13 protein-coding genes are annotated in these 12,346 nt (G+C 66.2%); 6 read left to right on the plus strand and 7 right to left on the minus strand.

Annotation, left to right across the window (positions count from 1 at the left end; genetic code table 11):
* Window positions 1-10: 10 nt before the first annotated feature.
* Window positions 11-1,057 carry a rod shape-determining protein gene (locus BM171_RS09910; RefSeq protein ID WP_093011331.1) on the minus strand — a complete coding sequence of 349 codons (1,047 nt, stop codon included), beginning with the start codon at window positions 1,055-1,057 and terminating at the stop codon, window positions 11-13.
* 307 nt (window positions 1,058-1,364) lie between these two features.
* On the opposite strand from BM171_RS09910, the gene BM171_RS09915 reads away from it, so the two are divergent.
* Entirely contained in the window at window positions 1,365-3,866 is a 2,502-nt protein-coding gene (locus tag BM171_RS09915; RefSeq protein ID WP_093011334.1) for a GcvT family protein, read from the plus strand.
* A 101-nt stretch (window positions 3,867-3,967) separates the two neighbouring features.
* On the opposite strand, the gene BM171_RS09920 is transcribed toward BM171_RS09915, so the two are convergent.
* Together BM171_RS09920 and BM171_RS09925 are read right to left on the minus strand one after the other, a co-directional pair.
* A complete protein-coding gene (locus BM171_RS09920; protein WP_093011337.1) occupies window positions 3,968-4,930 on the minus strand; it encodes an acetyl-CoA carboxylase carboxyltransferase subunit alpha in 963 nt (320 codons plus the stop codon).
* A gap of 58 nt (window positions 4,931-4,988) precedes the next feature.
* Window positions 4,989-5,582: a LysE family translocator gene (locus tag BM171_RS09925; protein ID WP_093011341.1), complete on the minus strand. Its 594-nt coding sequence runs from the start codon at window positions 5,580-5,582 to the stop codon at window positions 4,989-4,991.
* Window positions 5,583-5,779: 197 nt separating this feature from the next.
* Between BM171_RS09925 and BM171_RS09930 the strand changes: the two genes are divergently transcribed.
* From BM171_RS09930 to BM171_RS09950, 5 genes are read left to right on the plus strand one after another with little or no spacing between them, the layout of a single operon-like run.
* Window positions 5,780-6,238: a GAF domain-containing protein gene (locus tag BM171_RS09930; protein ID WP_093011344.1), complete on the plus strand. Its 459-nt coding sequence runs from the start codon at window positions 5,780-5,782 to the stop codon at window positions 6,236-6,238.
* Complete coding sequence (locus tag BM171_RS09935) at window positions 6,235-6,846, plus strand: LysE family translocator (RefSeq protein WP_093011347.1); 612 nt, start codon at window positions 6,235-6,237, stop codon at window positions 6,844-6,846. The genes BM171_RS09930 and BM171_RS09935 overlap by 4 nt, the downstream gene beginning before the upstream one ends.
* A 9-nt stretch (window positions 6,847-6,855) precedes the next feature.
* Window positions 6,856-7,467: a LysE family translocator gene (locus BM171_RS09940; protein ID WP_093011350.1), complete on the plus strand. Its 612-nt coding sequence runs from the start codon at window positions 6,856-6,858 to the stop codon at window positions 7,465-7,467.
* A gap of 23 nt (window positions 7,468-7,490) precedes the next feature.
* Entirely contained in the window at window positions 7,491-8,387 is an 897-nt protein-coding gene (locus BM171_RS09945) for a homocysteine S-methyltransferase family protein (protein ID WP_093011353.1), read from the plus strand.
* Complete coding sequence (locus tag BM171_RS09950) at window positions 8,380-9,039, plus strand: RluA family pseudouridine synthase (RefSeq protein WP_425438943.1); 660 nt, start codon at window positions 8,380-8,382, stop codon at window positions 9,037-9,039. Before BM171_RS09945 ends, BM171_RS09950 begins: the two co-directional genes overlap by 8 nt.
* Before the next feature lie 84 nt (window positions 9,040-9,123).
* On the opposite strand, the gene truB is transcribed toward BM171_RS09950, so the two are convergent.
* Genes truB through BM171_RS09970 form a run of 4 tightly spaced genes read right to left on the minus strand, consistent with a single transcriptional unit; the run spans window position 9,124 to window position 12,343 of the window.
* Window positions 9,124-10,029 (minus strand): tRNA pseudouridine(55) synthase TruB, encoded by a 906-nt coding sequence (gene truB, locus BM171_RS09955; protein WP_093011357.1) that lies wholly within the window; start codon window positions 10,027-10,029, stop codon window positions 9,124-9,126.
* 52 nt (window positions 10,030-10,081) lie between these two features.
* On the minus strand, window positions 10,082-11,467 hold the full coding sequence (locus tag BM171_RS09960; RefSeq protein WP_245760225.1) for an MATE family efflux transporter: 1,386 nt from the start codon (window positions 11,465-11,467) through the stop codon (window positions 10,082-10,084).
* Between the two features lie 40 nt (window positions 11,468-11,507).
* Complete coding sequence (locus tag BM171_RS09965; protein ID WP_093011360.1) at window positions 11,508-11,699, minus strand: Trm112 family protein; 192 nt, start codon at window positions 11,697-11,699, stop codon at window positions 11,508-11,510.
* Window positions 11,696-12,343, minus strand: coding sequence for an LON peptidase substrate-binding domain-containing protein (locus tag BM171_RS09970; protein WP_093011362.1), 648 nt, complete (start codon window positions 12,341-12,343; stop codon window positions 11,696-11,698). The genes BM171_RS09965 and BM171_RS09970 overlap by 4 nt, the downstream gene beginning before the upstream one ends.
* Between the last annotated feature and the right edge of the window lie 3 nt (window positions 12,344-12,346).

Raw genomic sequence — 12,346 nt, forward strand, 5'->3', positions numbered from 1 at the left:
GGGGCGGTCGTCAGCTGTCGTAGTCGATAGCGTGACGCAGCTGCTTTTCATATTCCAGCGCCTTGCCGGTGCCGAGCGCCACGCAGTTGAGGCTTTCGTCCGCAATCGAGACGGCAAGACCCGTCTGCTCGCGCAGTGCAAGGTCCAGATCGCCCAGAAGCGCGCCGCCGCCGGTCAGCATCACGCCCCGGTCGACAATGTCGGCAGCGAGGTCCGGCGGGGTCGCCTCGAGTGCGGTCATCACCGCCTCGCAGATCGATTGCACCGGCTCGGACAGCGCCTCGGCGACCTGTGCCTGGCTGATCTCGGTCTCTTTCGGCACGCCATTCAGAAGATCGCGCCCGCGAATCTGCAGCGATGCGCCGCGACCGTCATCAGGCATCCGCGCGGTGCCGATGGATGTCTTGATCCGCTCGGCCGTCGATTCGCCGATGAGGAGGTTCTGCTGGCGGCGCAAATAGTTGATGATCGCCTCGTCCATCCGGTCGCCGCCGACGCGCACCGAGCGCGCGTAAACGATGTCACCGAGCGACAGGACCGCAACCTCGGTGGTGCCGCCGCCGATATCGACGACCATGTTGCCGGTCGGATCGGTGATCGGCATGCCGGCGCCGATGGCCGCCGCGATCGGTTCCGCGATGAGACCCGCCTTGCGCGCGCCCGCCGAAAGCACCGAGGAGCGGATCGCACGTTTCTCGACCGGCGTTGCGCCATGCGGAACGCAGACGATGATCTTCGGCTTGTGGAAGGTCGAGCGGCGATGAACCTTGCGGATGAAATGCTTGATCATCGCCTCGGCGGTGTCGAAGTCGGCGATCACGCCTTCGCGCATCGGGCGAATCGCCTCTATGGATCCAGGCGTCCGCCCCAGCATCAGCTTGGCGTCCTCGCCCACGGCCAGAACCTTCTTCACGCCATCCTTGACGTGATAGGCGACCACGGACGGCTCGGACAGGATTATGCCGCGTCCCTTGACGTAGACCAGCGTATTCGCGGTGCCGAGGTCGATGGCCATGTCCGCCGAAAAGGCGCCCATGAGCTTGTCCAAACCAAACATGATTGCGTTCCCCTAAAGCGTCATCGGCCCGCGTTACCTCGCAAGGCCGAGCGGGGGCCTTATAGGTCCGTCGCGATGCAGACGAAAGGGCTGTCGCGGGGCACATCAGCGTGAATTTGCCGCCGACCCGCGCATGGAGGCGCGTCGCGATAGGGCCGAGTGCACCGAGCCACCGCGAATTCGGCAGAGTCGTCCCAGGCCGCGAGCGCCGCATGTCGTTTTCCTGCCGCGACTTGTCGGGCGCAATCTGAGAGCGCCCCGCGTGAGCCGATAGGAGGGGTCGAAACGGACAGGGAGTCTCGCTCCGATGAAATCACATGTAAAAGCCCTCGTGGTCGGCGGCGGCGCCGTCGGAACCTCCATCGCCTATCATCTGGCCCGCGCCGGCTGGGAGGATGTGGTTCTTCTGGAACGCGACGAACTGACATCGGGCTCGACCTGGCATGCTGCGGGGCTTCTGCCCTATTTCAACATGTCCTACGCGACGACCCACATCCACGACTATTCGATCAAGTTCTACAAGACGCTCGAGGAAGAGACTGGCCTCAATGCGGGCTTTTCAGTGGTCGGCAACCTGCGGATGGCGCAGACGAAAGAGCGGATGGACGAGTACCGTCTCTACGCCACGACCGCCGAGACCTGCGGCGTGCCCTTTGAATGGATGACGCCCGCAGAGATCAAGGAGCGCTGGCCGCTGGTCAATACCTCCGACCTTGAAGGCGCGATCTACCACCCGACGGACGGCTACATTAACCCCGCTGACGTCACGATGGCGATGGCCAAGGGCGCGCGGCAGCGCGGCGTCTCCATCGAGCGCAAATGGCAGGTCGATGGCTACGACTGGACGGGCTCCGAGTGGCGCGTCACGCTCACCAAGATGGTCGAGAAGGGCGGCAATCTCGTCCCCTCCGAGGAACAGACCACGATCACCGCGGAGCACGTGGTCACCGCCACCGGCAACCACGCGCAGCGCACGGCGAAACTCCTCGGCATCAAGATCCCGGCGATCCCGGTCGAGCACCAGTTCATCGTGACCGAACCCGATCCGGCGCTTGTGGAATACCGCAAGACCCACGGCGAGCACCCGGTTCTGCGCGATGCCGACGCCAAGTGGTATGTCCGCGAAGAGCGCGGCGGCTGGATCCTCGGCCCCTACGAGCGCAATGCGCCCGCGCGGTTCGAATACGGTGTGCCCGACAGTTTCCGTGCCGACCTCTTCCCGCTCGACCTCGAGCGGATCGAGGAAGAATACATGTCGATGATCCACCGCATCCCGTCGTCTGAGGAGGTGGGCCTTAAGGACGATTTCAACGGCCCGATCTGTTACACGCCCGACGGCAATCCGCTGATCGGTCCGGCGCCCGGCCTGCGAAACATGTGGCTCGCGGAAGGCTTCTCCTTCGGGATCACTGCCGCGGGCGGCGCCGGCCACTACCTCGCGCAGATGATGGTGGAAGGGGAGGCCGAGATCGACATGGCCTCGCTCGACCCCAAGCGCTACGGCTCCTGGATGACGACCGAATACGCCGCCCGCAAGAACGAGGAAGCGTATGAGCACGTCTACATCATCCACCACCCCGACGAGGAACGGCCCGCCTGCCGTCCCTTGCGGACAGCACCGGTCTACGACCGCCAGAAGGCGCTCGGCGCGCAGTTCGGACAGGTGAACGGCTGGGAGCGGCCGAACTATTACGGCCCTCTCGATGCGGACGAGAATTTCGACCATGACGCGCGCTCCTTCCGCCGCGGCGGCTGGTGGCACTATGCCAAGGAAGAGGCCGAGGCGATCCGGAACGGTGTCGGCATGATCGACGCGACCGCCTTCACCAAGCATTTGGTCAAAGGCCCGGGTGCTGCGGCCTTCATCGACTGGTTCACCTGCAACAAGCTGCCCAAGGTCGGGCGCATCAACCTGACCTACGCGCTGACCGAAGCGGGAACGACGCGCACCGAATACACCGTTGTGCGCCTCGCCGACGACGAGTTCTACCTCGTCTCCGCAGGGGCTTGGACCGCGTATGACGGCGACTACCTGCGGAAAGCCGCCGAGGACAAGCGCGACGAGATGGGCTGGATCGAGATCCAGGATGTCACGACGCAATGGGGCGTCCTGGCGGTCGCGGGGCCGAAATCGCGCGATCTTCTGAACGCGCTCGTCAAGGATGCCGATCCGGCCACCGTGCTTTCGAACAAGCGCTTCCCCTGGCTCTCCTGCCGAGACATCGAGCTCGGCATGTGCCCGGTCCGCGCCATTCGCGTCGCTTATACCGGCGAGCTCGGCTGGGAGCTGCACCACCCGATCGAGATGCAGAGATATCTCTGGGATCTGATCACGACCGAGGGCGAGGCGCACGGGCTCAAGCTCGTCGGCGCGCGGGCGCAGAACTGGCTCCGTCAGGAAAAATCCTACCGTGCCTTCGGTCACGAGCTTGGCCGCGACGCGACCCCGCTCGAGGCGGACCTGCCGCGCTTCGTCGATTTGTCGAAGGACTTCCACGGCAAGGCCGCGATGGAGAAAACCGGTATCCGCTCGAAATGCGTCACGGTCCTGATCGACGGGCCGGATGATACCGACCCCTGGGGCCGCGAGGCGCTTTACCTCGAGGATGGAACGCGCGTCGGACGCCTGACCTCGGGCGGCTACTCGGTCGCCTTCGGCAAATCCATCGGCATGGGCTACGTCTCACCCGAGGTGGCGAAGACGGGCCAGGCGCTCAAGGTGAAGATGCTCGACAAGCTCTGGGATGCGACGGTGACGGAAGACAGCCCGTACGATCCTGAGAACGCGCGCATCCGTCAGGACGGCTGACGCCCGACACTCGGCCCCGGCGGTGACCTGCCGGGGCCATACTCGCCGCTTGTTCGCCCTGGATCGACCCAGATCTCCTCGGGGACCGGAATCGCTCAGTCTCAGGCGGCGAGGCCCTTGGAGCCGAGATTCAGGAACTTCTTGCGGCGCGCCTCGACCAGCGCATCGGGCGCGCTGCCGTCGAACTCACCCAGCATCGCGGAGATCGCTTCGCCCACCGCCTCGATCGTCGCCGCCTTGTCGCGATGCGCGCCGCCCAGGGGCTCGGGGATGACCCGGTCACAAACGCCGAGCTTTTTCAGATCCTGTGCCGTCAGTCGCAGCGCCTCGGCGGCCTCCCGCATCTTTTCGGCGTTTTTCCACAGGATCGACGCGCAGCCCTCGGGCGAGATCACCGAATAGACCGAATGCTCCAGCATCGCGATCCGGTTGGCGGTGGCAAAGGCCACCGCGCCGCCCGAGCCGCCCTCGCCGATGATGACCGACACGAGCGGTACGCCGATCTGCAGACATTTTTCGGTCGAGCGGGCAATTGCCTCGGACTGGCCGCGCTCTTCTGCGCCCTTGCCGGGATAGGCGCCGGGCGTGTCGACAAGCGTGATCACCGGCAGGCCGAAACGGTGCGCGATATCCATCAGGCGGATCGCCTTGCGATAGCCTTCCGGACGCGCCATCCCGAAATTATGCGTCAGGCGCGAGGACGTATCGTGGCCCTTCTCGTGCCCGATCACGACGACGGGGCGATCGTTGAAACGCGCAAGCCCGCCCAGGACCGCGTGGTCGTCACCGAAGGCACGATCGCCCGCGAGGGGCGTGTATTCGGTGAAGAGCGCCTCGATGTAGTCGCGACAATGCGGCCGTTCGGGGTGGCGCGCGATCTGGCATTTCCGCCAGGGGGTGAGCTTGGAGTAGAGATCCTTGAGAAGGTTCGTCGCCTTCTGATCGAGCGCGCGGGCCTCGGCCTCGATATCCATTTCCTCGTTCGACCGCGCCATCGCGCGCAGCTCTTCCGCCTTGCCTTCGATCTCGGCCAGCGGTTTCTCGAAATCCAGATAATGGGTCATCGCAATGTCCTTCGCTCTTGTGCCGATATGCCGCTGCAGGGGGCGCTTTGCAACCGCCCTAGCGCAGGATCACCGGGATCAGGGATGCCACCAGAAGCGCTGCCATCGTCCAGTTGAACATCTTGAGACGGCGTCCTTCCTGCAGGAAACGGCGCAAGGTCGTGCCGATCGCGGTCCAGGTGGAGGTCGAGATGACCGAGCAGGCGACATAGACGCCGACCACCCAAAGAACCGCGCCCACCGACCGGCCCGGCGCGTAGAGCGTGATCGCCGACAGCGCCATCGACCAGGCCTTGGGATTCACCCACTGAAACGAGGCGGCCTCGAAGAACGTGAGCGGCTTGCCTGTCACGGCGCTCTTTTCGGGGGCGGAGGCATTCGCGATCTTCCACGCAAGATAGAGCATGTAGCCGACCGACAGTACGGTCAGGATCGTGTAGAGCGGCGGCCAGAGATCGAAGAGCCGCATCACGCCGAGGCCGACGCAAAAGCACATCGCCGGAAAGCCGAGCCCGACACCGAGCATATGCGGCAAGGTGCGGCGGAAGCCGAAATTCGCGCCCGAGGCCATCAGCATGAAGTTGTTCGGCCCCGGCGTGATCACCGTGACGAGCGCGAAGGCCACGAGGGCAGAGAGAAGATCGAGCGTCATAAGCGCCTCCTTCCGCGAATTGCCGCGCAACGCAAGAGGGAGCGCGGCGGACCGGGCATCAAGCCCGGCCCGCCCCGGGCGAGAGGCCCTGCCTCTCGCGCTCTCCGCGGTATTTTCGCCAATCCAAAGGGGCAGGGCGGCGCTTGCACTCGGGCCTTGCGCGGGGCTAGAGGCGAGGAAAGGCAGAGGAGAGGGCGATGCGCGCGGATTACGACGAGCTGGCCAAGACGATCGCGTCCTTGACCGAGGGCGAGACCGACAGCGTCGCGCTGATGGCGACCATCGCTTGCGAGCTTCACCACGCCGATACGCGCTTCGACTGGACCGGGTTTTACCGGGTGACCGCGCCCGCGCTCCTGAAGATCGGGCCCTACCAGGGCGGGCATGGCTGCCTCGTGATCCCGTTCGACCGGGGTGTCTGCGGGGCCGCGGCGCGCACCGGCGAGGTGCAGATCGTGGACGATGTCGAGGCGTTTCCGGGGCATATCGCCTGTTCGTCCTCGACGCGGTCTGAGATCGTGTTGCCGGTCTGGGACGGATCCGGGCGGCTCCTCGGTGTGCTCGACATCGACAGCGATCAGCCGGGGGCGTTCGACGCGGCGGATGCCGAGGCGCTCGGGGCCATCCTCGAGGCGAGTTTCCGAGACGCCGAATGAGCGTCGAGAGCTGGCTCGTCTTCGCCGGGTTCTGGGTTCTCTTCGTGACCTCGCCCGGGCCGAACGCGGTCAATTGCATCCGCAACGGCATGGCGTTCGGATTGCCGCGCGCGCTCTGGGCCGTCCTTGCGATCCTGACGCAGGCGGCGCTGTTCCTGACGCTCTCCGCGCTCGGGATCACGGCGCTTCTGATAACCGCGCCGACGCTCTTTCTGTTGGCGAAGATCGCAGGCGCGGCGGTGCTCATCTGGCTCGGCGTCCGCGGGTGGATGCGTGCGGGTCAGCCTATCGCCGATGCGCCTTACGGGGCGGCCTCGATCTGGATGCGCGCTTTTCTCGTCGCGACGATCAATCCCAAGAGCGTTGCGGGCTATCTCGCCGCGTTCTCGCAATTCGTGGCACCGAACGTGCCCATCGGCCAGCAGATGTGGGTCATCGTCCCGACAGCGCTGACCATCACGGCGGCGAGCTATACCGGCTACACGCTCCTTGGCGTCTGGATCGGACAGGCGGCGCTGGGCGCTGTTGCGAACACGGTTGTCCGGCGTATCCTCGCGGGATGTTTCATCTTCTACGGCGTGGCGCTGGCCGCGACGATTTTCGTCTGAGGAGCCGGCGTGATCGCCTTGCCTGACCTTGCAACGCTGATAGCGTTCCTCGGCGCGGGGGTTTTGCTGAACCTGACGCCGGGCGCGGACGTGATGTTCGCCATCGCCTCCGGCGCGCGCGGCGGCGCGAAGGCGGGTGTGGCGGCTGCGGCGGGGGTCGCTTCGGGGAGCTTTGTGCATATTGCGCTCACGGCGCTTGGGGTGGCAGCGGCGATTCGTGCGATGCCGGGCGCGTTCGAGGTGATCCGCTGGGCCGGTGCCGGGTATCTTCTTTATCTTGCCGTGCAGAGCTGGCGGGCACTGCCGCAGGAAGCGCGCGCTGGCCGGGACGGGCTCGCGGCAGCGTTTCGGCGGGGCTTCGTGACGAACCTGCTCAATCCCAAGGTCGCGCTCTTCATCCTGGCCTTCCTGCCGCAATTCGCAGATCCGGCGCGCGGGCCACTCTGGAGCCAGCTTCTCGCGCTGGGGCTCGTTTTCGTGCTGACTGGCTTCTGCATCACTGCCGCCTATGGCGCGGCCGGCGGAGCGCTCGCGGGCCGGATCGCGCGGCACGGCCGGGCACTGAACCGGATCGCGGCGCTGGTCTTCGGCGGACTGGCGGTTAGGTTGGCCTCTGGATAGCGCAGCAATCGAAGGAGCGGAGAATGGCGAAGATCACCTTGCTCGATGGCGGGCTCGGACAGGAGCTCATCCGCCGGTCTGGGCAGGCGCCGACGCCGCTCTGGGCGACGCAGGTCATGATCGACCGGCCGGGTCTCGTGCAACAGGTCCACGAGGATTTCTTCCGCGCGGGGGCGAGCGTTGCAATGACCAATACCTACGCCCTCCTGCCCGACAGGCTGGAGCGCGCAGGGCTTCAGGACCGGATCGAGGAGTTCCGCGCGGCCGCGCTTGCCGAGGCCGAATGGGCGCTCGAAGCCTATCCCAAGGGGCGTATCGCGGGCGCGATCGGCCCTTTGGGCGCCTCCTACCGGACGGATCTTTTCCCCGGCATGGACATCGCGGTCGAGACCTATTCCGAGATTGTTCGCAAGATGTCGCCCGAGGTCGACGTGATTGTCTTCGAGACGTTGGCGACGCTAGAGAACCTCGAGGCGGCGCTGAAGGCGGGAGAGGTCTCCTCGCGGCCCGTCTGGGTCGCGGTGACGCTCGATGACGAGGATGGCAGCGTGCTGCGTTCGGGCGAGAGCGTGGCGGAGGCTGCGCGAATGGCGGAGCGCTACAAGGCGGGCGCGATCCTCGCCAATTGCTCTGCCCCCGAGGCGATGGCCCCGGCGCTGTCGGCCTTTGCCGAAACCGATCTGAGGTTCGGCGCCTATGCCAATGCCTTCGCGCAGATCACCAAGGATTTCCTCACGCCCGATCCAACGGTCGATGCGCTCTCCACCCGCCGCGACATGGGGCCGGAGCGCTATGCGGGCTTCGCGCTTGACTGGGTGCGGCGGGGCGCGAGCATCGTCGGCGGGTGCTGCGAGACTGGCCCCGACCATATCCGCGCCATTGCAGAAGCGCTGAAGAATGACGGGCACGAGATTGTCTGAACCCCTTCTTACCGATTCCGCGCCGCCGGAGGGCGAGATCCCGGTCCTGCATGCCGATCACGAACTGCTCGTCGTCGACAAGCCGGCGGGGCTTCTGACGGTGCCCGGCAAGGGACCGGATCTCGCCGATTGCCTGATCGCGCGGCTTGCGGAGGCCTTTCCCGAAGTGCTGCTCGTGCACCGGCTCGACCGCGATACTTCGGGCGTCATGGTCTTTGCGCTGACCCATCACGCGCAGCGGCATCTGGGGCTGCAATTCGAGAAGCGGCAGACGAAAAAGACCTACGTGGCGCGTGTCGCGGGCCGCATGGAAGAGAAGGCGGGCGAGGTCGATCTGCCGATCGGTGTCGATTGGCCGAACCGGCCGCGGCAGATGATCGACCCCGAGAACGGGCGGGCGGCGCTGACGGGCTGGAAGGTGCAGCGCGCGCGTGAGGAAGAGACGCGCGTGCGGCTCTATCCCAGGACCGGGCGGTCACATCAGCTCAGGGTTCACATGCTCTCGCTTGGCCATCCGATCCTCGGCGATCCGCTCTATGCGCCGGAGACGGCGGCCGATTATCCGCGCATGATGCTGCATGCCGAGGAATTGCGGCTGCGGCATCCTGATGGCGGGCGGGGCATGCAATTCCGGGCGAAGCCGCCGTTCTGAGGCCGCGCATGCGGAGAGGGGGCAAGCGAGGGGCCAGCCCCTCGCGCTCCCCGCGGGTATTTGGGCCAATCCAAAGAGGGGGCGTCAGCCTGCGAAGACACGCGCGGGGTGCAGCGCCCCGGCCTTGAAGCGGCCCACCGCCACCGCGCGGCCGTCGCAGGATGCCCAGCATTCCTCGCCGTATTCGAGGCCTGAGGCGAAGACCATTCCGGGATTGCCGTTGCGGATGCGGGTGGCCTCTTCGGGCGTGCAGCGCGCTTCGGGCAGATCGGCGAGGCCCGCTTCCACGGGCAAAAGATATGCATCGAGCGCGGGGTCTTTGGCGAGGCGGTCGATCTCGTCGAGGGAGAGGCCGTTTTCCGCCTCGAACGGACCCGACCAGATCCGGCGCAGCTCGCGCACATGGCCGAGACAGCCGAGCGCGTCGCCGAGATCGCGGGCGATCGAGCGCACGTAGCCGCCCTTGCCACAGACCATCTCAAGGGTGACGTGGTCGGCATCCTCGCGCCCGGTCATGGTCAACTCCTCGACCCAGAGCGGGCGGGCCGCGATCTCCATCGCCTCGCCGTCGCGCGCGCGCTTGTAGGCGCGTTCGCCGTCGATCTTCACGGCGGAGAATTGCGGCGGCACTTGCATGATCTCTCCGACGAAGCCATGCAGCGCTTCCTTGATCTGCGCGTCGCCGGGCCGTGTGTCCGAGCGCGCGATCACCTCGCCCTCGGCGTCGTCGGTATTGGTGGCCGCGCCGAACGTGACGGTAAAGCGGTACGCCTTGAGTGCATCGGTGATATAGGGCACGGTTTTCGTCGCCTCGCCGAGCGCCACTGCGAGAACGCCGGTTGCCTCGGGGTCGAGCGTGCCCGCATGTCCCGCCTTTTTCGCCGAGAAGGCCCAGCGGACCTTGTTCACCACAGCGGTGGAGCTGATGCCCGCCGGCTTGTCCACGACCAGCCAGCCCGAGATATCGCGTCCCTTGCGCGCGCGCCCCATGATGCCTCCTGCGTTTCAGAGGCGCGGGAGGTAGCCGAAGGCGTCATGCCTGTCAATCGGCGCGGGCGGCGCTTTTGGCCTCTGCAATCGGATGGCCCGGATCGGCGCGGAAAAGGCCGACGCGGCGGGTCAGGATCAGTGCGCCCGCGACCGCGGCGAGATTGGCGGCGACCGCGCCTGCGAGGATGCCGCCATAGCCGAAGACCGAGGCTCCGATCCACGCGACCGGCACATAGACGAGCCCGATCCGCCCCAGGCTGAGGCTCAGCGAGTGCAGCGGTTTCTCGCGGGCGTTCATCGCGGCATTGGCGGTGACGAGGATGCCGTAGCCGAAAAAGCTCAGCGACACCCAGCGCAGGTAGTCGGTGGCGTATGGCACGGCGTCAAGCCCGTCGGTCATCACCCGCGCCACGGGCTCGGCCAGGAGCCAGAGCGCGGCTGACAGGATCGCGCCGTAGCCAAGGCAGAGAAGGAAGGTCAGCCGCACCGTCGCTTCCGCGCGCGCCCTGTCACCCGCGCCCCAGGCCTGGCCCACAACCGGGCCGATCCCGGCGGAGAGCGCCAGCATCGGCACGAACAAGAGGTTCTGGACCCGCGTCGCCGCGCCGAAGCCGCCGACCGCCGCCTCGCCGATCATCGCGACGGCGGCTGTGACGATCGCCATGCCGGCTGGGTTGATCGCGTTGGAAAAGGCCGCAGGTCCGCCGATCTTCGCGATCCGCGCAACCGAACGGTTGAAGCCCTGGAACGAGCATTCGGACAGGTCGATGCGCCCGGTTTTGATCGCGAATGCGAGACAGCCTGCAAAGGCGAGGACCCGCGCCGCCGCCGTGGCGATGCCCGCGCCTTCTATGCCCATCGCCGGCACCGGGCCGAGCCCGAAGATCAAGAGCGGATCGAGAGCGACGTTGATGAGCGCTTGAGACACCATGACCGTCGCTGCGATCCGCGCCTCGCCGCCTGCGCGGAATACCGAGTTCAGTGCCTGGCCCGCGACGATGAAGGGAAAGCCGAGCGCCCACCAGGGCGTATAAGCGCGAATGCCGTCGAGGACCGCGCCTTCGGCCCCCATCGTGGCGAAGAGAAGGGGCGAGAAGAGCCAGAAGATTAGCGCGACGAGCGTCGCCGCCGACGCCGCGACGATGAGCGCGTGCAGCGCAAGCCGGGCGCTGACACTCTCGTCGCCCCGCGTTGCGCCGAGCGATTGGCTGACGACGGCGCTCGTGCCCGCCGAGAGGCCGATGGACAGAGACGTGATCGCGACGATCACCGGGTAGATGAAGCCGATCGCGGCGAGCTCGTCGGCACCGGCGCGGGCGAGGAAGAAACTGTCGGCAAGGCCCACCGACAGGACGCCGAGGATGCCGATCGCCATCGGCGCACTGACACGCCAGAGGGCGCGCGGGACGGAAATATCGTTCAGATCTAGATTGCTCACCGGTCGGCGCTCCTGTCGCGGTCAGGAGCGACCTAGACGGTCAAGCCGGATCGTCCAGCGTCCGTGCCTCGGAAACGAGCATGACCGGGATTCCGTCGCGGATCGGATAGGCCAGGTTCGCCGTCTTGCTGACAAGCTCCTGGCGGTCAGGATCGTATTCGAGAGTGCCGTGGCTCTCGGGGCAGATCAGCGCTTCGAGCATGTGACGGTCGAAACCGGGGCCTTCGGTCATTGCAGGATGCCTCCCTCGCCGGTGTCCCCGGAGCGTAGCGCATATTCCAGAAGCGTAACCAGCGTCTCGCGCCGGGTCGAGAGCGAGGGCGCTTCGAGAAGCGCCTGCTTTTCCTCGGCGTCGAATTCCAGAAGCATCGCGAGCGAATTGATCAAGAGCTCGTCATCGGCTTCCTTGAGCGATTCCCAATCCGCCGACAGCTCGCGAGAGGAAAAGAAGCGATTGAGGAGCGCGAGAAACGCGGCGCGGTCGAAGTCGTGATCGTACTCCGCCTTGCCCTTGTCGCGGTCGAACCCTGTCCAGTTCACCTTGGCGCGGCGGTAGGGGGTGAAGCCGTCCACCTCCTCGATGACGCGGAAGCGCGATATGCCGGTCAGGGTGATCATGTAGCGTCCGTCCTCGGTCTCCGAGAACTGGGTGAGGCGTCCCGCGCAGCCGATCTTGTGCAGCGCCTTGTCGTTGCCGGGAACCGGGTTCGGCTGAACCATCCCGATCAGCCGCGCGTCGGTCTTGATGATGTCGTCGAACATCTGGAGGTAACGCGGCTCGAACAAATGCAGCGGCAGGTGCGCCCTCGGTAGAAGGAGCGCACCCGGAAGCGGGAAAATCGCAATGGTCTCGGGAAGATCCGTGGGCCTTGGCATGAC

It is taken from the genome of Roseivivax halotolerans (genome assembly GCF_900115815.1).
Taxonomy (GTDB): Bacteria; Pseudomonadota; Alphaproteobacteria; order Rhodobacterales; family Rhodobacteraceae; genus Roseivivax; species Roseivivax halotolerans.